The sequence below is a fragment of the Actinomycetospora sp. genome, from assembly GCF_036497245.1.
Taxonomy (GTDB): domain Bacteria; phylum Actinomycetota; class Actinomycetes; order Mycobacteriales; family Pseudonocardiaceae; genus Actinomycetospora.
The window spans coordinates 1-19,790 of record NZ_DASXJS010000153.1 but is presented as its reverse complement, the minus strand read 5'-3'; the positions used below and the strand labels follow the sequence as shown (position 1 = coordinate 19,790).

15 protein-coding genes are annotated in these 19,790 nt (G+C 74.4%); 7 read left to right on the top strand and 8 right to left on the bottom strand.

All coding sequences use genetic code 11. From position 1 onward, the window contains the following. Positions 1-24 precede the first annotated feature (24 nt). The 5 genes from VGI02_RS16605 to VGI02_RS16585 all read left to right on the top strand — a co-directional run bounded on the left by VGI02_RS16605 (position 25) and on the right by VGI02_RS16585 (position 5,324). Entirely contained in the window at positions 25-1,215 is a 1,191-nt protein-coding gene (locus VGI02_RS16605; protein ID WP_331628781.1) for an LLM class flavin-dependent oxidoreductase, read from the top strand. A 100-nt stretch (positions 1,216-1,315) separates the two neighbouring features. Beyond that, a complete protein-coding gene (gene cbiE / locus VGI02_RS16600) occupies positions 1,316-2,611 on the top strand; it encodes a precorrin-6y C5,15-methyltransferase (decarboxylating) subunit CbiE (protein WP_331628779.1) in 1,296 nt (431 codons plus the stop codon). Further along, positions 2,608-3,354, top strand: a complete 747-nt coding sequence (gene cobM / locus VGI02_RS16595; RefSeq protein ID WP_331628777.1) for a precorrin-4 C(11)-methyltransferase — start codon at positions 2,608-2,610, stop codon at positions 3,352-3,354. Before cbiE ends, cobM begins: the two co-directional genes overlap by 4 nt. 82 nt (positions 3,355-3,436) lie before the next feature. Continuing rightward, the gene (locus VGI02_RS16590; RefSeq protein ID WP_331628774.1) at positions 3,437-4,198 is read left to right on the top strand and encodes a cobalt-precorrin-6A reductase; all 762 of its coding nucleotides are present in this window, start codon (positions 3,437-3,439) and stop codon (positions 4,196-4,198) included. A gap of 28 nt (positions 4,199-4,226) precedes the next feature. Continuing rightward, positions 4,227-5,324, top strand: coding sequence for an LLM class flavin-dependent oxidoreductase (locus VGI02_RS16585; protein WP_331628772.1), 1,098 nt, complete (start codon positions 4,227-4,229; stop codon positions 5,322-5,324). Between the two features lie 77 nt (positions 5,325-5,401). On the opposite strand, the gene VGI02_RS16580 is transcribed toward VGI02_RS16585, so the two are convergent. Further along, positions 5,402-6,367, bottom strand: coding sequence for a quinone oxidoreductase family protein (locus tag VGI02_RS16580; RefSeq protein ID WP_331628770.1), 966 nt, complete (start codon positions 6,365-6,367; stop codon positions 5,402-5,404). Between the two features lie 88 nt (positions 6,368-6,455). Between VGI02_RS16580 and VGI02_RS16575 the strand changes: the two genes are divergently transcribed. After that, positions 6,456-6,950 carry a MarR family winged helix-turn-helix transcriptional regulator gene (locus VGI02_RS16575; RefSeq protein WP_331628768.1) on the top strand — a complete coding sequence of 165 codons (495 nt, stop codon included), beginning with the start codon at positions 6,456-6,458 and terminating at the stop codon, positions 6,948-6,950. 32 nt (positions 6,951-6,982) lie between these two features. Here VGI02_RS16575 and VGI02_RS16570 read toward each other — a convergent pair whose 3' ends face one another. From VGI02_RS16570 to VGI02_RS16540, 7 genes are all read right to left on the bottom strand, one after another. Continuing rightward, positions 6,983-7,684, bottom strand: coding sequence for an SDR family NAD(P)-dependent oxidoreductase (locus tag VGI02_RS16570; protein ID WP_331628766.1), 702 nt, complete (start codon positions 7,682-7,684; stop codon positions 6,983-6,985). A 34-nt stretch (positions 7,685-7,718) separates the two neighbouring features. Beyond that, positions 7,719-8,294: a TetR/AcrR family transcriptional regulator gene (locus VGI02_RS16565; protein ID WP_331628764.1), complete on the bottom strand. Its 576-nt coding sequence runs from the start codon at positions 8,292-8,294 to the stop codon at positions 7,719-7,721. Beyond that, entirely contained in the window at positions 8,291-11,536 is a 3,246-nt protein-coding gene (locus VGI02_RS16560; protein ID WP_331628762.1) for an acetyl-CoA carboxylase family protein, read from the bottom strand. The genes VGI02_RS16565 and VGI02_RS16560 overlap by 4 nt, the downstream gene beginning before the upstream one ends. 53 nt (positions 11,537-11,589) lie before the next feature. Beyond that, complete coding sequence (locus VGI02_RS16555) at positions 11,590-13,200, bottom strand: AMP-binding protein (protein WP_331628759.1); 1,611 nt, start codon at positions 13,198-13,200, stop codon at positions 11,590-11,592. 196 nt (positions 13,201-13,396) lie between these two features. Further along, positions 13,397-14,953, bottom strand: coding sequence for a precorrin-2 C(20)-methyltransferase (locus tag VGI02_RS16550; RefSeq protein WP_331628822.1), 1,557 nt, complete (start codon positions 14,951-14,953; stop codon positions 13,397-13,399). Positions 14,954-14,988: 35 nt separating this feature from the next. Continuing rightward, positions 14,989-15,684 (bottom strand): precorrin-8X methylmutase, encoded by a 696-nt coding sequence (locus VGI02_RS16545; protein ID WP_331628757.1) that lies wholly within the window; start codon positions 15,682-15,684, stop codon positions 14,989-14,991. Next, the gene (locus tag VGI02_RS16540) at positions 15,681-17,000 is read right to left on the bottom strand and encodes a ferredoxin-like domain-containing protein (protein ID WP_331628755.1); all 1,320 of its coding nucleotides are present in this window, start codon (positions 16,998-17,000) and stop codon (positions 15,681-15,683) included. Before VGI02_RS16540 ends, VGI02_RS16545 begins: the two co-directional genes overlap by 4 nt. Before the next feature lie 30 nt (positions 17,001-17,030). Between VGI02_RS16540 and VGI02_RS16535 the strand changes: the two genes are divergently transcribed. Beyond that, positions 17,031-19,790, top strand: a 2,760-nt coding sequence (locus VGI02_RS16535; protein ID WP_331628752.1) for a cobaltochelatase subunit CobN, incomplete at its 3' end; no start/stop codon positions are given.

The window sequence follows — 19,790 nt, the reverse complement described above, 5'->3', positions numbered from 1 at the left end:
CGGCCCCGACGTCGAGGAGGACGCGTGAGCAGGTTGCGATTCGGCACGTTCCTGGCCCCCTTCCACCGAGCCGGGGAGAACCCGACCCTCGCCCTGCAGCGCGACCTGGAGCTCATGGAGCACCTCGACGCACTCGGGTTCGACGAGGCGTGGATCGGTGAGCACCACTCGGCGGGCAGCGAGATCATCGCCTCGCCGGAGATCTTCATCGCGGCGGCCGCCGAGCGGACGAAGCGAATCAGGCTCGGGACCGGCGTGACCTCGGCGAGCTATCACAACCCGCTGTGGGTGGCCGACCGGATGGTCCTGCTCGACCACCTGACCCGCGGGCGCTCGATGCTCGGCGTCGGGCCCGGGTCCCTGCCGTCCGACTCGTCGATGATCGGGCTGAACCCCACCGAGACCCGCGAGCTCCTCGACGTCAACCTCGACATCATCATGAGGTTGCTGGCCGGTGAGGTCGTCACCGAGCAGACGAAGACCCACAACCTCATCGAGGCCCGACTGCAGCTGCGGCCCTACACCGAGCCGTGCTTCGACATCGCCGTCGCGGCCGTGGCGTCGCCGACCGGGCCGCGCATGGCCGGGCGGCACGGCGTCGGGCTGCTGAACATCGGCGCGACGCTGACCCAGGACGGATTCGACGCGCTGGCGCACCACTGGAACGTCGTTCGGGAGCGCGCCGAGCACTACGGGCAGCCCGAGCCGGACCGGGACAAGTGGCGCCTCGTCGGCCTCATGCACGTCGCGGAGACGAAGGAGCAGGCCTACCGCGAGGTCGAGTACGGCATCGAGGCCTGGTTCCGGTACTTCCAGAAGACGGCGGCTTTCCCGCAGATGGCGGTCGAGGGCGGCGACGTCAAGGAGATGATCGACTTCATCAACGAGGCCGGGGTCGGCGCTATCGGGACGCCCGAGGACGCCCGGGCCCAGGTCCAGCGCCTCGCCGACCAGTCCGGCGGCTTCGGCGCGATGCTCCTGCTCGGCCACGAGTGGGCCAACCCGCAGGCGACCAAGCGGTCGTGGGAGCTCATCGCCCAGGAGGTCATGCCGCACTTCCAGGGCACGACCTGGGGTGGGACCTCGCACGCGGAGTCGACCCGGGCGGCCAAGGAGCGGGCCGGGGGGAAGCGGGACGAGTACGCCGCGTCCCAGCTCTCCGCGGTCGACCACATGACGAAGAAGTACGCCGACGAGGTGGCGTCGAAGGGCTGAGCAGGACGACGCTCGTCACGTCCGGCGACCGGGGACATCGGCCGATCGAGCACCTAGGGTCAACCGCCGTGCGTGCCCGCGATCGTCACCCGAACGCCTCATGAGCGTCACCGTCGTCGGCATCGGCGCCGACGGGTGGCCCGGGCTCGCCCCGCCCGCCCGCACGGCGCTGGAGAAGGCCGCGGTCGTGCTCGGTGCCCCGCGCCAGCTCGATCTGCTGCCCGACACCGTGACCGCCGAGCGCGAGTCCTGGCCCTCCCCGCTGATGCCTGCCCTTCCGGGACTGCTCGACCGGCACGCCCGCGCGGAGCTCGTCGTGCTCGCCAGTGGCGACCCGATGTTCTTCGGCATCGGCTCGACGGTCCTGCGCCACCGCCCGGACGCCGCCGTCGTCGGCCACCCGTCGTCGCTCGCGCTCGCGGCGGGGCGGCTGGGCTGGACGGAGCAGGACGTCGTGACGGTGTCCGCGGTCGGGCGTCCCCTCGCCGCCGTCCGGGCCGCGCTCGCGCCCGGCCGGCGCCTGCTGGTGCTCGCCGACTCGGGGGAGACGCCCCGCCTGCTCGCCGCGCTGCTCGTCGGGGCGGGATACGGGCAGGCCGGGATGACGGTGCTGACCTCGCTGGGCGCGGAGCACGAGTCGCGCACCGACGGCGTCGCCGCCGACTGGGACGCGCCCACGGACGACCCGCTCGCCGTCGTCGCCGTCGCCTGTCCCGCGCTGCCCGACGACGATCTCCTCGGTCGAGCCCCCGGTCTCCCCGACAGCGCCTACGACCACGACGGCCAGCTCACGAAGGCCGAGCTCCGGGCGCTGTCGGTCGCCGCGCTGCGCCCGCTGCCCGGCCAGCTGCTGTGGGACGTCGGCGGGGGAGCGGGCTCGATCGGCATCGAATGGTGCCGCGTCGAGCCGACCGCGCGCGCGATCGCGATCGAGGCGCGCTCCGACCGCGCCGGCCGGATCACCGCGAACGCCGAGACGCTCGGCGTGCCCGCGCTGCGCGTGGTCGAGGGACGAGCGCCCGAGGCGCTGGCCGGGCTCGACGCCCCGGACGCGGTGTTCGTCGGTGGCGGGGTGTCGGTGTCCGGGATGCTCGACACCTGCCGGACCGCGTTGCGCGCCGGCGGGCGGCTGGTGGCCAACGCGGTGACGATCGAGGGGGAGGCCGCGCTCGCCGCCGCCCTCGGCGAGCACGGCGGGACGATCCGGCGCATCGCGGTGTCCCGTGCGACCCCCGTCGGGCGCTATCTCGGGTGGAAGGCCCTCGCCCCGGTCACCCAGTGGGTGCTGCACGTGGGTCCCGACGGCGGCGGCGGGCCGGGTGCCAGGAACGACTCGTTGCAGGCACTGGACGTCCGGGAACCGTCGTCGATCACCCCGCCCTGGAGGAACTCGTGACCGTCCGCTTCGTCGGTGCGGGCCCCGGCGCGGCCGACCTGATCACGATCCGCGGCCTGCGCGCGATCGCGACGAGCGCGGTGTGCCTCTACGCCGGTTCATTGGTCCCCGACGATCTGCTCGCGCACTGCCCGCCACACGCCCACAAGGTCGACACCGCGCGCATGACCCTCGACGAGATCGTCGCCGAGCTGGTCGCGGCGCACGCCCGCAGTGAGGACGTCGCCCGGCTGTGCAGCGGCGACCCCGCCGTGTTCTCGGCGGTCGCCGAGCAGTCCCGCCGCCTCGACGCGGCCGGGGTGCCCTGGGAGATCGTGCCCGGCGTCCCCGCGTTCTCGGCGGCCGCCGCGGCACTGCGCACCGAGCTGACCGTGCCCGGCGTCGGGCAGTCGGTCGTGCTGACCCGGGACGCCGCCAACGCGACGCCGATGCCGCCGGGGGAGTCGCTCGACGTGTGGGCCGCCGCGGGCGGGACCCTCGTGCTGCACCTCGCGGTCCAGCGCTGCGCCGAGGTGGTGGCCGCGCTGCGGGAGCACCGGCCGGCGTCCGAGCCGGTCGCGGTGGTGGCGCGCGCGTCCCGGGACGACGAGCTCGTCGTGCGGGGGACGCTCGCCGACATCGCCGACCGGGTGGAGGCCGCGGGCATCCGGCGGACCGCGGTGATCGTCGTCGGGCCCGTGGTCGGGATGGCCGAGCAGGGGTGCGAGAGCCACCTCTACTCGGCCGCGCGCGAGCGGGCGTGAGGCGGGCTCCCGTGGTGAACGAACGAGTCGTTCGTGGCCTCTATGTGCACGAACGAGTCGTTCGTTCCGGGCGGCGAAGCCCGTGACCCCGCGACGCGTGCTCGTGCTCGGCGGCACCGCGGAGGCCCGCGAGCTGGCGGACGCGCTCGCGGCCGAGCCCGACGTCGTCGTCACCACCTCGCTCGCGGGGCGCACCCGCGATCCCCGCCTGCCCGCGGGCGACGTCCGCACCGGGGGCTTCGGCGGCGTCGACGGCCTCGCCGCGGCGCTGTCCGAGGTCGACCTGCTCGTCGACGCCACCCACCCCTTCGCCGCGCGCATGACCGGGCACGCCGCCGCGGCTGCCGCCCGCGTCGGCACCCCGTGGGTCGTGCTCCGCAGGCCCGGGTGGGCCGAGGGGCCGGACGACGACTGGCGCCGGGTCCCGACGACGGGTGCCGCGGCGACCGCCGTCGTCGGGTTCCGGCGGGTGTTCCTCGCGATCGGGCGGCAGGGCGTGGGGGAGTTCCTCGACGTCGACGCCTGGTTCCTGGTCCGCGCGATCGAGGCTCCGGACGCCCTGCCGACGCGGTCCGAGCTCCTGCTCGCGCGCGGCCCGTTCGCCCTCGACGACGAGCGCGCGCTGCTGCGCCGCCACCGCGTCGACGTCGTCGTCGCCAAGGACTCCGGGGGAGCGACCGAGGCCAAGCTCGTCGCGGCGCGCGAGCTCGGGGTGCCCGTGGTGCTGGTCGACCGGCCGCCGCTGCCGGAGGGGGTCCGGGTCGTCGACGACGTGGCGGGCGCCCTCGCCGTCGTGCGGGAACAACCATCGCCGCCGCACGGTTGGGGCCCGTACAGTAGTTGACGGTTCAACCAAGAGGGAGGCCGCCGTCATGCAGTTCGGAGTCTTCACGGTCGGCGATGTCACGCCGGACCCGACGACGGGACGCGAGCCGAGCGAGGGCGAGCGCATCCGGTCGATGGTGACGATCGCGCAGAAGGCCGAGGAGGTCGGGCTCGACGTCTTCGCGACCGGCGAGCACCACAACCCGCCGTTCGTGCCGTCGTCACCGACGACGCTGCTCGGCTACATCGCGGCGACCACCTCGACGCTCCAGCTGTCGACGTCCACGACGCTGATCACGACCAACGACCCGGTCAAGATCGCCGAGGACTACGCGATGCTCCAGCACCTCGCGGGCGGGCGCGTCGACCTCATGATGGGCCGCGGCAACACCGGTCCGGTCTACCCGTGGTTCGGCCAGGACATCCGGAACGGCCTCCCGCTGGCGATCGAGAACTACGCGCTGCTGCGCCGTCTGTGGGACGAGGACGTCGTGGACTGGGACGGCGAGTTCCGCACGCCGCTGCACGGCTTCACCTCGACGCCGCGCCCGCTCGACGGCGTCGCGCCGTTCGTCTGGCACGGGTCGATCCGCTCGCCCGAGATCGCGGAGCAGGCCGCGTTCTACGGCGACGGCTTCTTCCACAACCACATCTTCTGGCCGGCGTCGCACACCAGGCAGATGGTGGAGTTCTACCGGCGCCGGTTCGAGCACCACGGCCACGGGTCGGCCGACCAGGCGATCGTCGGGCTCGGCGGTCAGGTGTTCATGCGGAAGAACTCGCAGGACGCGGTGAACGAGTTCCGGCCGTACTTCGACCACGCTCCGGTCTACGGCGGTGGCCCGTCGCTCGAGGACTTCTCGACCCAGACGCCGTTGACGGTCGGCTCGCCGCAAGAGGTCATCGACCGCACGCTCGGCTTCCGGGAGTACGTCGGGGACTACCAGCTCCAGTTGTTCCTGATGGACCACGCTGGTCTGCCGCTCAAGACCGTGCTCGAGCAGCTGGACCTGCTCGGCGAGGAGGTCGTGCCGGTGCTGCGTCGGGAGTTCGCCGCGCTGAAGCCCGCACACGTGCCGGACGCGCCGACGCACGAGTCACTGGTCGCTGCGAAGGCCGGCGACGGGGCGCTTGCCAGCGCGTAGGTGCGCCCCGCGCTCGGACCTCGCCGAGTGGACCCTCGTGGCTACGGGGGCAGCCATGGGGGTCCACTCGGAGCCGGTCACGGCACCACCACGACCCGGCCCACCCGCGCGCGGTCCTCGAGCAGCGCGTGCGCCCGCGGGGCCTCGGCGAGCGGCACGACGTCCGAGGTCAGCACCCGCAGCTCGCCGGTCGCGAGCCACCCGGTGATCATCGCCCGGTGCCGGGCGGCCTCCGCGGGGTGGGTCGCCGCCCAGGTGCCGATCCCGAACCCCGTGACCGACCGCCCCGCCAGCAGTGGGCGCGCCGGGATCGAGGGCAGCGTCCCGCTCGCGGCGCCGTAGACGACGAGCCGGCCGAACGGGGCGAGCACCTCCAGCGTGTCCGCGGTGACCTGACCCCCGGCGCTGTCCAGGGCCACGTCCACACCGCCCGGGACGAGGGCGCGCACCGGATCCGTCCAGTCGCCGTCGAGCGCGACGGCGTCCGCGCCGAGCCCCCGGACGACGTCGAGCTTGGCGGCACTGCCGACCGCGCCGACCACCCGTGACGCGCCGAGCAGCCGCGCGAGCTGCACCGCGAGGTGCCCGATCGACCCGGCCGCAGCCTGGACGAGCACGGTGTCGCCCGGCCCGAACCGGCCCAGCGAGAGCGCCGCCATCGCCACCGGTGCCGCCATCGCGAGCACGCTCACGTCCGCCGCCGGGAGGTCCTGCGGTACCCGGACACACGCTGCCGCGTCCGCGAGGACCGCGTCCGCGTAGGCCTGGGCGAACACCAGCGCCGCGACCCGACGCCCTCGCCACGCATCATCCACGCCCTCGCCCACCGCCTCGATGGTCCCGACGACCTCCCCGTGCGGGCTCGACGGCAGGGGACCGGGACCGAAGGGTCCGTCGCCGCGACGCACCGAGGTGTCGACGAAGCTCCCGGCGACGAGCTCGGTACGCAGGAGCACCTGGCCGGGTCCGGGCGTCGGGACGGCGACCTCCTCGACGACGAGCACGTCGGGGTCCCCGTGTCGGTGGAAGCGGACGGTGCGCATGACGCCCTCTTTCGTTGGTTCCGCCAATGTTAGTACGGCCAACGATAGCGCCAGAGCCGTGGGTGTTGCCAACGATTAGGCTGCGCGCATGCGCGACGACGACCAGCGGTGCGACGACACGGCGCCCGCCTCGTTCCGCGACATGACGTTCTGGCGGCTCCGCCGGGCGAACCGGCTGGTGGAGCAGGCGATCCACGCGCGGCTCGAGTCCGCCGGGCTGCGTCGGCCCTACGTGTACGGGATCCTCGCGACCCTGGCCGACGCCGGCCCGGCGTCGCAGGCGGAGATCGGGCGGCGGCTGGGGGTCGACCCGAGCGACATGGTCGCCGCGCTCAACGAGCTCGAGAGCGAGGGGCGGGCCCGCCGCGAGCGCGACCCGGACGACCGGCGCCGCAACCTCGTCGTTCTCACCGACGTGGGCCGCGAGGTGCTGACGGAGGTGACCGCCGAGCTGCGGATCGCCGAGGACGAGGCGCTGGGCGCGCTCGACCCCGACGAGCGCGCGACGCTGCGGGACCTGCTCGGCAAGTGCGCTCCGCGTGCAGGTGCGCTCCGCGCTCGTGAGCACAAATCCGCGCGATAACACGGATGAGAGCTCACGTGGCCGGAGGCCACCTACCAGGGCACCGTCCGCCCCAGATAGTCCAGGTACTCGAGGCCGGGCCGGTCACGCTTGGCGAGGAGCACTTCCACCAGGTTCGGGATGCTCTCCTCGATGGTCAGCCGGGCTCCCGGTCCGCCGAGGGCCGTCTGCACCCAGCCGGGCGCCATCAGGGCGAGGGCGCGCGTCTCGGGCTGTCGGACGGCGAAGCTGCGCATGAACATGTTCAGCGCCGCCTTGCTGCCGCGGTAGACCTCGCGCATCCCGGTCGTGTTGTTCGTGATGCTGCCCTGCCCGGAGGTCATGGCGCCGATCAGTCCGGCGGGCGCGACGAGGTCCTGGAGGGTCTCGACGACACGCATGGGGCTCAGCGCGTTGGTGACCATCACCGTCACGAAGTCGTCTGTCGACACCTCACCGATCAGCGTCCGCTCGTCGTTGGTGGTCCCGGCGTTCACGAACAGGACGTCGAGGACCCGGCCGGACAGACGGTCGCGCAGCGACGCGAGCTGGTCCGGCTCGGTGATGTCCAGGACCTCGACCTCGACCCGGCCCGGGTGGTCGTCGGCGAGGTCGTGCAGCGCGGTGTGCGTCGTCGGGTCCCGGACCGTGCCGACGACGTGCCAGCCGCGGGCCAGGAACTCCGCGGCCATGGCGTGGCCGAGACCCCGGGAGGCCCCGACGATCAGGATCGTGGGTGCAGCGCTGCTCGTCATGGGACCGACGCTAGGCCTGCGAGCGCGCTCTCGATCAACCCCTCACGAGGCCACCCAGGCGCAGGTAGGCCGCCACCGCCGCGTCCGCGAGCGCCGTCCGCTCGCCCGGCTGCGCGTCGACGATCTCGGCGAACCGCCGCACGATCCCCGTGATCGCCTCCGACACCTTCTCGGGCGCGATCACCGGGTCCGCGAGCCCGGCCGCCGCCAGCCGCGCGAGGAACCGGGTGTTCCGCCGGTGCACCCGGTCGAGGATCTCGACCTGCAGCGCCGCGCACTCCGGGTCGGTGCGCGCCCGGGCCGCGAGCAGCTCCAGCACCCGCAGGTGGCGCACCGTGAGGTCGAGGTAGTCGGTGATCACGGTGCGCGCGATCGCCGCGGGCTCGTCGGTGCCGGTGACGGCCTGCGCGGCGAGGACGTCGTCGCGGACCCGGTACGCCAGCGCCCGGAAAATCTCGTTCTTGGCGCCGAAGTGGGCGTACACGGTCGGCCGCGTGACACCTGCTGCCTCGGCCAGCTCACCGATCGACGCGGCGTCCACCCCGCGGCGCGCGAACACCGCGACCGCGCCGGCGAGGATCGCCTCGCGGGTCGCCGCGGGCCCGGTCATCGCGTGTCCACGATCGCCCGCCGCGGTCCGAGCGGGCCCTCGGCGGTCTCGAGGGCCGCGACGACGACGGCGGCCGTGTCGGCCGGGTCGATGACGTCGTCGATCTCGAAGACGACCGCCGCGGAGAGCGCCTTGCCCTGCTCGTAGAGCGCGGCCACCAGCTCGTCGTAGCGCGCCTGACGTGCATCGGGCGCCAGCGCCCCCAATTCAGCCTGGTACCCGAGCTCCACCGCGCCCTCGAGCCCCATGCCGCCGAACTCCCCGCTCGGCCACGCCACCGTCGTGACCGGGACGCGCATCGACCCGCCCGACATCGCCATCGCGCCGAGCCCGTAGGCCTTGCGCAGCACGACGCAGACGACCGGCACCCGCAGGTTCGCCCCGGCCACGAACATCCGCGAGAACCGCCGGACGGTCGCGGTGGCTTCGGCCTCGGGACCCACCATGAAGCCGGGGGTGTCGCACAGCGAGAGCACCGGCAGTCCGCGGAAGTCGCAGAGCTGCAGGAACCGCGCCGCCTTGTCCGCGGCCTCGGCGTCGATCGCGCCGCCGAGGTGGCGCGGGTCGTTGGCCAGCAGCCCGACCGCCCGCCCCTGCACCCGCGCGAACGCGGTGATCATCCCGACGCCGTGGTGCGGCCGCAGCTCCAGCAGCGACCCCGGGTCGACGAGGGTGTCGACCACGGCCCGCACGTCGTAGACCCGCAGCCGGTTCTCGGGCACGGCGTGGCGCAACGCCCGCTGGTCGGCGCGCTCGGGAACCGGCGCCGGGCCCGCGAGCGCGAGGTAGCGCCGGGCCACGTCGACCGCTGCCGCCTCGTCGGCCACGAGGACGTCGACGACGCCGTTCGGCACCTGGACGTCCATCGGCCCGACGTCGCCCGGGGCCACCTCGCCGAGCCCGCCACCGGCGATCATCGCCGGACCGCCCATCCCGAGGTTCGCGCCCTCGACCGCGACGACGAGGTCCGCGCACCCGGCGAGCGCGGCGTTGCCGGCGAAGCAGTACCCGGCGACCACGGCCACCGTCGGGACGCGCCCCGAGAGGCGGGCGAACAGGGCGAACGTGGGCACGTCGAGCTGCGCGACGGCGATCGTGTCGGTCTCGCCGGGCCGTCCGCCGCCGCCCTCGGCGAAGAGCACGACGGGCAGGTCGTGGGCGAGCGCGAGCTCCAGCGCCCGATCGGTCTTGGCGTGCGAGAGGACGCCCTGGGTGCCGGCGAGCACGGTGTAGTCGTAGGCGAGCACGACGCAGCGCCTGCCCTCGATCACGCCGATCCCGGTGACGATGCCGTCGGCAGGCGTGCGCGCCACCAGGTCCGCCATCGTCCGGCGGCGCCGTTGGGCGGCCACCGCGAGGCCGCCGTACTCGACGAACGTCCCGGGGTCGCAGAGGTCCTCGACGTTCTCCCGCGCGGTCCGACGCTCGAGCGCGCGGCGCTTGGCGACGGCGTCGGGGCGGGCCTCGTCGGTCAGCAGCCGGTGACGGTCGTGGATCTCGGCGAGGTCGCCGCGGACGTGGTCGGGGTCGATCGCCGCGGCCTCGTCGTTGCCCGTGGCGGCGTCCGGGTCGGGGGTGACGACAGCGAGCAGGTCGCCCTCGGCGACGACGTCCCCCACGGCCACCGCCACGGTGCGCACCGTCCCCGCGACCGATCCCGTGGCGACGTGCTCCATCTTCATCGCCTCGAGGACCACGACGGGTGCGCCGGGCGTGAGAGCGGCGCCGGCGGGTGTCTCGACGGCGACGACGGTGCCCGCGGTCGCCGCCCGCAGCGCGACCTCGCCGTCGGCGGGCTCCCCGCCCTGCGCGACCTCACCGCCCCGCGCGAGGGGAGCCCTCGTGCCGGTAGAGCGCTCGGATCCTCCCCTCGCGGCCGGGACGGGCCCGTCGTCGTGGGCGACCAGCTCCGGGAGGAGCCGTTCGACGAGCCCGGTGTCCCACCGGCCGGTGCGCACCTCGTCGCGGCCCAGCAGCGCGCGCAGGACGCCGATCTGGGTCGCGACCCCGGCGACGTCGAACGCGGCGAGCGCCCGGGCGGCGTGGTCGACGGCGGCGGCGAGGTCAGCGTCGTGCACGACGACCTTGGCGAGCAGCGAGTCGTAGCGGGGACTGATCGTGGTGCCGACGCCGCCGTGCGTGTCGACCCGCACGCCGCGCCCCGACGGCGGGGTGAAGCGGGTGAGGGTGCCGGCTGCCGGGCGGACGCCCCCGTCCGCGTCGAGGGTCTCGGTGCACACCCGGGCCTGGAGGGCGACTCCCCGCGGCGGGCCCACGGCGTCCAGGCCGACCTCGGCCAGGCTCGCCCCGTCCGCGATCCGCAGGCCGGCCACCACGAGGTCCACGCCGAGGACCTCCTCGGTGACGGTGTGCTCGACCTGCAGCCGGGGATTGACCTCGAGGAACGCGATCCGCTCCCCGGCGACGAGGAACTCGGCGGTGGCGAGCCCACACAGCTCCACCGAGGCGCCCAGGGCGCGGGCCTGGTCGTGCAGCCGGCCGCGCACCTCGTCGGGCAGACCGGGGGCGGGGGCGATCTCGACGAGCTTCTGGTGGCGGCGCTGGAGGCTGCAGTCGCGGTCGGCGAGCACGGCGACGCCGCCGGTGCCGTCGCCGACGAGCTGGACCTCGACGTGCCGCGCCCCGTCGAGGTACTGCTCGGCGAACACCCGCCGGTCGCCGAACGCAGAACCGGCCTCGGACGCCGCGCGAGCGAGGGCGTCGGGGAGCGTCGCGGCGTCCCGGACCACGCGCATCCCCCGGCCGCCACCCCCGGCGACCGCCTTGACCATCACCGCGCCGGTCCGTGCCAGCAGGGCGGCGGCCGCGTCGGCGTCGTCGGGACGCGTCGCCTCGAGCACCGCGACGCCCAGGCCCGCCGCGTGCGACCGCGCGCGGTCCTTGTCGCCGAAGAGCTCGAGGGTCCCGGGCGAGGGCCCGACGAACGTGATCCCGGCGTCGCTGCACGCGCAGGCGAGGGCCGGGTTCTCCGCGAGGAAGCCGTAGCCGGGGTGCAGCGCGTCCGCGCCCGAGTCGACGGCGGCCGTGATCACGGCGCCGACGTCGAGGTAGGCCGCCGGTCCGGCACCGGGCAGCTCCACGGCGTGGTCGGCGCGGGCGACGGGGGCGGACTCTCGGTCGTCGGCGGGGTGGACCACCACCGTCGACCAGCCGAGGGCGGCGGCCCCGTCGAGCAGGCGCAGGGCGATCTCCCCGCGGTTGGCGACCAGCAGGCGGCGCATGGGTGACCTCCGGTCTCGTGAGCACGACATGTCGCTGGAGCCGCTCGTGGTGCTCACATGCCGGAGGCACCGCTGCGGGTGACGCGGATGCCGGCGGCTTCGCGGTCCCAGGTCGCCGACCCGATGCCCGCGTCACGCAGCACCGCCTTCTGCACCTTGTGGGTGGGTGTCTTCGGCAGCGCCTCGGCGACCTCGACGTAGCGCGGCACCATGAAGTAGGGGAGCCGGTCGACGAGGAACGCCGTCAGCTCGGCCGGGTCGAGCGTCGCGTCGGGCTGGAGCACGACCACGACCTTGATGTCGTCCTCGGTCAGGGCGGACGGCACCGCCACCACGGCGCTCTCGTACACCGCGGGGTACTCGTTCACGGTGCGCTCGACCTCGAAGCTCGAGATGTTCTCGCCGCGGCGGCGCAGCGCGTCCTTCATGCGGTCACAGAAGAAGAAGCGGCCCTCGTCGTCGGTGCGGAACGCGTCGCCGGTGTGCACCCAGCCGTCGTGCAGGACACGGGCGGTCTCCTCGGGCAGGCCGTGGTAGCCGGCCATCACGGTGTGCGGCACCTGCGCGCGGACCAGCAGTTCGCCGATGCTGCCCGGGGCGACCTCGGCCCCGTCGACGTCGACGAGGCGCAGCTCGTAGCCCTCGCGCGGGAACCCGGCCTCGCCCCCGACCACGGTCTCGGGCGGCCCGTCGAGTACCGCCCCGATCTCGCTCATCCCGTACACCGCGGCGAGGTCGACCCCGAAGCGGCGGCGGAACTCCTCGACGTCCCCGGCCAGCGGCGCCATGATCGCGAGCTCGAGCGGGTTGTCGGCGTCGTCGGCGGCAGGGGCGCGCTGCGCGAGCAGCTCGGCCATCGCGCCGAGCATCGTCGTGACGGTGATGCGGTGGCGGCGCACGGTGTCCCAGTAGCCGCCGACGGAGAAGCCCGGTTCGAGCACACACCCGATGCCGTGGATCAGCGCCTGGTAGACGCCGTACCACTGGCCGGCCAGGTGGAACACCGGCAGCGTCACGAGCGCGCGGTCGCCGCGGTGCGGGCGTTCCTGGTGCTCCCGGCTGGCGTAGGTGTAGGCCTGCGCGTGCGGGACGAGGACGCCCTTGGAGAGCCCCGTCGTGCCCGACGTGTACATGATCGCGTGGAGGTCTCCCGGCCCGCGGCGCACGGGGCTCGCGGCGGCGGCGGCGTCCAGCTCGGCGAGCTCGACGATCCGGAACCGGCCGCGGGGCAGGACGGTCGCCGCCTCGAGGGCGCCCCGGACGACGAGGGTGTGCAGCTCGGGGACCTCGTCGGCGATCCGGGCGATCCGCTCGAGGTAGGTGTCCTCGACGACGAGCACCGAGGCGCCGCAGTCGCGCAGCACGTGGGCGAGGAAGCGGCCCTTGTAGGCGGTGTTCACCGGGACCTCGACCCCACCGGTGAGCACGACGCCGAGCCAGGTGTGGATGCCGTCGAGCGAGTTGTCCAGCATCAGCGCCACCGGGCGGTCGACTCCGCTGCCCCGTGTCGCGAGCCCGGCGCCGAGACGGAGCGATCGCTCGACGGCGGCGGCGAAGGTCCACTCGCCGTCCCGGTCGGTCTGCGCGACGAGGTCCGGGTCCCGGGCGAGGACACGGTCGACGGCGGCCAGGAGCGTGCGGTCCTCGACCCCGGGCAGTGCCACGTCCGTCCCCCTCCGCCGATGGATGCGGCGGTGACTTTACAACGGTGTCAAGTGGTCGCGTGCGCAGCTGTCGGACTCCGCACCGAGGACGTGTTCATCAACCTGGTCGAGGTCCCGAAGGAGAACTGGTCCTTCGGTGCCGGCGAAGCTCAGTACGCCGGCTCACCGCCTTCTCGTCCATCGCGGCCGTCGGCGCTCAGGGGTAGCGGCGCGGCGTGTACACCGAGCCGGTCGCGGCCCAGCGGGTCTGCGACGAGCCGATGATGAGTAGCGTGCGCATGTCGACCTCGGACGGCTCCAGGGCACCGAGCTCGACGACGCGGACGGTTTCCTCGGGTCCGTCGACGTCGCGCCCGATGATCACCGGCGTGGCGGGGTCGCGGACCTTGAGCAGGATGTCGCGGGCCGCCTCGACCTGCCAGGTGCGCGACCGGCTCGCGGGGTTGTAGAGCGCGACGACCATGTCGGCCTCGGCCACCGCGGCGAGCCGGCGCTCGACGACGTCCCACGACTTCAGCCGGTCGGACAGGCTGATCGTCGCGAAGTCGTGGCCCAGCGGCGCGCCGATCCGGGCGGCGACCGCGTGCGCGGCGGTGATGCCCGGGATGACCTCGACCGGGACGTCGGGGTAGTCCTCGGCGGCGACCTCGACGACGGCGGAGGCCATCGCGAACACGCCCGGGTCGCCCGAGGAGACGACCGCGACCCGTCGTCCGGCGCGCGCCAGATCGAGGGCGAAGGCGGCGCGCTCGGACTCCACCTTGTTGTCCGAGCCGTGCACCCGCTGGCGGGGGTTCACGGGCACCCGGGCGACGTAGGTGGTGTACCCGACGACGTCGTCGGCCTCGGCGAGCGCGGTGGCCGCCTCGGGGGTCAGGCGGTCCCGCGCACCCGGGCCCAGTCCGACGACGGTGACACGGCCGCTGGTCGAGCGCGCAGAGCCGTTCGAGCGTGCGGAGTTGCCGGCGTTGGGTGCAAGCAGGTGCGCATCGCTGGCAGGGGAACGGGCCGAGTCCCCGTCCGCACGCGCCTGCTCCGTCGTCGCGACGTGTACCCGCGACGGCACGATCCCGACCGAGAAGTACGGCACCGACGCCGGGTCGACGTCCTCGAAGGCGCCGTGTCGCTCGGTCTGGGTGCTCGCCCGCTCGACGTAGCGGGCCTCCTGGGCGCGACCCGAGCGGCGCAGCGCCGTCCGGACCCCGGTGAAGGTCCGGCCGAGCTTCATGACCGCGGCCGCGTCGGTGTCGGCCAGCCGCCGCGTCAGCTCGTCCTCGTCCAGCGTGCCGGGCAGCACCGTCAGGACCTCGTCGCGCTCCACCAGCGGCGTCCCGAGTGCCGCCGCCGCGGCCGACACGCTCGTCACCCCCGGCACGACCTCGGCCGGATAGCGGTGCGCGAGCCGCTTGTGGAGGTGCATGTACGACCCGTAGAAGAACGGGTCGCCCTCGGCGAGCACGACGACGTCGCGCCCCGCGTCGAGGTGCGCGGCCAGCCGTCCGGCCGCCTCGGTGTAGAAGGCGTCGATGAGGCCCTGGTAGTCGTCGGTCGCCTCGGTGGTGACCGGGTAGGTGAGCGCCTCCTCGACCTGCGTGCCGAGGTGCGCCGCCGCGATCGCCCGCGCGTTCGACCGGCCGTGCCGTGCGCAGTGGTAGGCCACGACATCGGCGCCACGGATCAGGTCGACCGCCCGCACCGTCATCAGGTTCGGGTCCCCGGGACCCACCCCGACCCCGTAGAGCCGACCCCCTATCGGCGTGCTGCCCTGGATCTCCGTCGGGTCCCCGCTCACGCTCCTGCTCCGAGGGCCAGCGCGTTCACGGCGCCGACCGTCATCGCCGAGCCGCCCCGGCGCCCGTGCACGACGACGTGGTCCGGTGCGGCCGGATGTCCGGCCAGTGCCGCCTTCGACTCCATCGCCCCCACGAACCCCACCGGCAGCCCCAGGACGACGGCGGGTCGCGGCGCGCCGGCGTCGATCAGCTCCAGCAGGCGGAAGAGCGCGGTCGGGGCGTTGCCGATGGCGACGACCGCGCCCTCGAGCAGCGGCAACCACAGGTCGAGCGCGGCGGCGCTGCGGGTGGTCCCGAGCGCCGCGGCCTTCGCGGGGACGTCCGGGTCGTTGAGCGTGCAGACGACGTCGTTGCCCGCGGGCAGGAAGCGCCGGGTGATCCCCGACGCCACCATCATCGCGTCGCAGAGCACCGGGGCCCCGCCACGCAGGGCGGCGTGGGCGGCCGCGACGGCACCGGGGGAGACCACGGTGTCGCCGGCGAGATCGGTCATCCCGCAGGAGTGGATCATGCGGATGACGAGGTCGTGGGCGTCCTCGGGGAGGTGGGTGAGATCGGCCTCCTCGCGGATGATCGCGAACGAGCGCCGGTAGATCTCGGCACCGTCGGCGACGTAGGCCGGGACCGCCGGAGAGTCCGGCTCGTGGATCCCGTGCTGCTCGGCCACCTTGCCGATACTGCCCGAGGTCATCCGGTCACCCTTCCCGAGCGGACCACCGTGCGGTAGGTCCCGCGCTGCTGATCACGGACTGCGCAAGCATGCCCGTCGTCTCCCCGTGGTTCACCGGGATCCAGGGCCTCGATCACCGCGACCCGTCCGCCGGGCGTGCCGCAGGCCCGCCCGCATCCCACCCAGTGCTGGCGGACGGTGCCGCCGGCGTGGCCGGACGCGACGGCGGCGGCGAGGTCGCCGCGCACGTCGGCGAGCGACTTCGCGCAGCGCGGTGCGCCCACGCACGCCGAGAGCCCCCGCCAGCGCGAGACCGGATCGGTCTCGACGAGCCCGTCCAGGGCCCGGGCGGCGGCGTGCGGATCGGTGAGACCGCGCAGGACCAGCGTGCGCCACGGGGTGGCGCGCAGGGTGACGCCGTCGGTGAGGAGTCCGACGAGCGCCGCGGCCGCGGTGGCGTCGACCTCGCCGAGGCGGGGGAGGACCTCGAGGGTGCCGTCGTCGCGGGAGCCGAGGGCGGTGGGGTCGGCGGGTGCGGGCGTCAGCGCGGCGGTCCGATCGGTCGCGGGCTCGTCGGCGGCGGTCCGGTCGCGGACGTCGGCGACGAGCGCGGCGCGGGTGGCGTCGTCGAGCTCACGCACCCGCCAGGCGGTGTCGCGTCGCGCGGTGAACGCGTCGACGGCGGCGACGGCGAGGGCGGCGGGGTCGGTGTGGCGCAGGCCGGTGTCGACGACGGCGCCGTCGGGTCCGTCGAGCAGCAGCGCGGCCGTGACCGGTGCGCGCCTACCGGGCTCCGGAGCCGCCGAGGAGCCGGACGCGCCCACGCCCGGCGTCAGGACGACCGTGATGTCCGCGCCCTGTCCACTCACGTCCCCCGTCATGACCGTGGTCACGTCGCCGCCCGCGGGGACGCGGTCCTCCAGGGCCACGAGCAGTCGCCCGGGCACGTCGGTGCGCCCGCGCAGCCCGTCCGCGACCTGCGCCGATGCGGCGTCGAGCCGGGTCGAGCGCGGCGAGGTGAGCAGACCGCACGGGATGTCGCGTCCGAGGGCGTCCAGCAGTGCGTCGGGGCGGTCGGCACGCAGCGCGTCGGCGAGGTCGTCGGCGGTGCTTCCCGCGAGGCCCCGGACCTGCCACGATCCCCGGGACGTGAGCTCGAGCGGCGATCCGCCGAGGGTCGCGGCCCCGGCGAGCAGCCGGAGCTCGGCCGCGGTGGTCGCCCCGCCCACGGGGCGGAATCGCGCGAGGGCCCCGTCGGCGGCCTCGTGACGGCGCCACGCGCCGGGGCAGGCGTCGGGCCGGGCGCGGGTCGCGGCGCGGTCTCGGGTGCGGGGCATCGATGACACAGTACTTGCGCAGATGGTGAGATGTTGACCGTGCTGCTCCTTCTCTCGACGTCCGACACCGACCTGCGATCGGCCCGTGCGGGGAGTGACGCGGCGGCCGTGAGCTGGCGCTGGGCGAACCCCGCGCGCGTCGACCCGGAGACGGAGCTGCCCGGGCTGCTGGAGGGGGTCGACCTCGTCGTCGTCCGGCTCCTCGGGGGCAGGCAGGCATGGGAGGCGGGGCTCGACGCCCTGTTGGACCAGGCCGCCCAGCCGCGACCCGTCGTCGTGCTCGGCGGGGAGCAGGCGCCCGACGCGCAGCTGATGGAGTCCTCGACGGTGCCGGTGGGCGTCGCGACCCAGGCGCACCTCTACCTCGCCCAGGGCGGGCCGGACAACGTGCGCGAGCTCGCCGCGTTCCTCTCCGACACCGTGCTGCTGAGCGGCTACGGGTTCGCGGCGCCGGAGGAGATGCCCACGTGGGGTCGGTTGCCGGGCTGGTCGGCCGAGGATTCGGCGGAGAATGTGGAGTTGCAGACGTCCGACGTCGTGGCGATGCGCATCGAGCACACCGATAGGGCATCGCTGACGCACGCAGACCGGCCCCGGATCGCCGTCGTCTACTACCGCGCGCACCACATGGCCGGGAACACCGCGTTCGTCGACGGCCTGTGCCACGCGATCGTCGACGCGGGCGGCATCCCCGAGCCGTTGTTCTGCTCCAGCCTCCGTGCCCCCGACGACGACCTGCTCGAGCGGCTGCGCCACGCCGACGTCCTCGTCACGACGGTGCTCGCGGCCGGCGGCTCCCGCCCGGCCTCGGCGAGCGCGGGCGAGGACGACGAGTCCTGGGACACCGGGGCGCTCGCCGCCCTCGACGTCCCGATCCTGCAGGCGCTCTGCCTCACCCGGTCCCGCGAGGAGTGGCTCGCCGACGACGACGGCGTGAGCCCCCTCGACGCCGCCAACCAGGTGGCCGTCCCGGAGTTCGACGGACGCATCATCACCGTGCCGTTCAGCTTCAAGGAGACCGACCAGGACGGGCTCCCGGTCTACGTCGCCGACCCCGAGCGGGCGGCGCGGGTCGCGGGGCTGGCGGTGAGCCACGGCCGGCTGCGTCATCTCGACAACGCCGAGAAGAAGGTCGGGCTCGTCCTGAGCGCCTACCCGACCAAGCACGCCCGCATCGGCAACGCCGTCGGGCTCGACACCCCGGCCTCCGTCGTCGCCCTGCTGGACGCGATGCGCGACGCCGGGTACCGCGTCGGCTCCGCCGAGAACCCGGTCCCCGGGCTCGAGGAGCACGACGGCGACCTGCTCATCCGTGCCCTGATCGACGCGGGCGGGCACGACCAGGACTGGCTCACCGAGGAGCAGATGGCGGCCAACCCGGTCCGCATCCCGGTCGCCGACTACGTCGCCTGGTTCCGGACGCTGCCCGCCGACTTCCGCGCGGAGGTCGAGGAGCACTGGGGCCCGGCGCCCGGGCAGATGTTCCGGGACGACTCCGACGGCACCGACGCGATCGTGCTCGCCGCGATCGTCCGGGACCACGTCGTCGTGATGATGCAGCCGCCGCGCGGGTTCGGGGAGAACCCGATCGCGATCTACCACGACCCGGACCTCCCGCCGAGCCACCACTACCTCGCCGCCTACCGGTGGCTGCAGAGCGAGGCGGGCTTCGGCGCCCACGCCGTCGTGCACGTCGGCAAGCACGGGAACCTGGAGTGGCTGCCCGGCAAGACGGCGGCGCTGTCCGCCTCCTGCGCGCCCGACCCGATCCTCGGCGACCTGCCGCTGATCTACCCGTTCCTGGTCAACGACCCGGGCGAGGGCACCCAGGCCAAGCGCCGCGCCCACGCCACCCTGGTCGACCACCTGGTGCCGCCGATGGCGCGCGCCGAGTCCTACGGCGACCTCGCTCGGCTCGAGCAGCTGCTCGACGAGTACGCCTCGATCCAGGCGATGGACCCGGGCAAGATCGAGGCGATCCGCGGCCAGATCTGGCAGCTCATCCAGGCCGCGAAGCTCGACCACGACCTGGGGATGACCGATCAGCCCGACGACGAGCGCTTCGACGAGTTCGTCATGCACCTCGACGGCTGGCTCTGCGAGATCAAGGACGCCCAGATCCGCGACGGCCTGCACATCCTGGGGCGCGCGCCCGCAGGCCAGGAGCGGGTCGACATGGTGCTCGCGGTGCTGCGGGCGCGGCAGATGTGGTCGGGGACCCAGACACTGCCGGGCCTGCGGGAGGCGCTCGGCCTCGACGAGGCGGCGGGAGCCGCGAGCCGCATCGACGTCGATCGCGCCGAGGAACTGGCCCACAGCCTCGTCGTCGGGATGGAGAAGCGGGGCTGGCGGCCCGACGACGCGGGAGACGTCGTCACCGAGGTCCTCGCGCGCACCGAGGACGACACCGTGGAGCGGATCCTGCGCTTCGCCGCCACCGAGGTCGTCCCGCGCCTCGGGCGCACCACCGAGGAGATCGACGGCGTCCTGCACGCCCTCGACGGCGGGCACGTGAAGGCCGGGCCATCAGGCTCGCCGCTGCGCGGGCTGGTCAACGTGCTCCCGACCGGGCGCAACTTCTACTCCATCGACCCGCGCGCGGTCCCGTCGCGGCTGGCCTGGGAGACCGGCCAGATGCTGGCCGACTCCCTGCTCGAGCGGTACCGCGAGGACCACGACGGCGAGTGGCCCACCAGCGTCGGGCTCTCGCTCTGGGGGACGGCGGCGATGCGCACCAGCGGCGACGACATCGCCGAGGCCCTCGCGCTGATGGGTGTGCGGCCGGTGTGG

Bases quoted from the DNA above. Each gene is read 5' to 3' on its own strand.
- VGI02_RS16580 (WP_331628770.1), bottom strand. From the start codon at position 6,367: ATGCGCACCGTCCGCTTCCACCGACACGGGGACCCCGACGTGCTCGTC.
- VGI02_RS16560 (WP_331628762.1), bottom strand. From the start codon at position 11,536: ATGCGCCGCCTGCTGGTCGCCAACCGCGGGGAGATCGCCCTGCGCCTG.
- VGI02_RS16575 (WP_331628768.1), top strand. From the start codon at position 6,456: ATGCGCGACGACGACCAGCGGTGCGACGACACGGCGCCCGCCTCGTTC.
- VGI02_RS16565 (WP_331628764.1), bottom strand. From the start codon at position 8,294: ATGACCGGGCCCGCGGCGACCCGCGAGGCGATCCTCGCCGGCGCGGTC.
- VGI02_RS16540 (WP_331628755.1), bottom strand. From the start codon at position 17,000: ATGCCCCGCACCCGAGACCGCGCCGCGACCCGCGCCCGGCCCGACGCC.
- cbiE (WP_331628779.1), top strand. From the start codon at position 1,316: ATGAGCGTCACCGTCGTCGGCATCGGCGCCGACGGGTGGCCCGGGCTC.
- VGI02_RS16570 (WP_331628766.1), bottom strand. From the start codon at position 7,684: ATGACGAGCAGCGCTGCACCCACGATCCTGATCGTCGGGGCCTCCCGG.
- VGI02_RS16545 (WP_331628757.1), bottom strand. From the start codon at position 15,684: ATGACCTCGGGCAGTATCGGCAAGGTGGCCGAGCAGCACGGGATCCAC.
- VGI02_RS16585 (WP_331628772.1), top strand. From the start codon at position 4,227: ATGCAGTTCGGAGTCTTCACGGTCGGCGATGTCACGCCGGACCCGACG.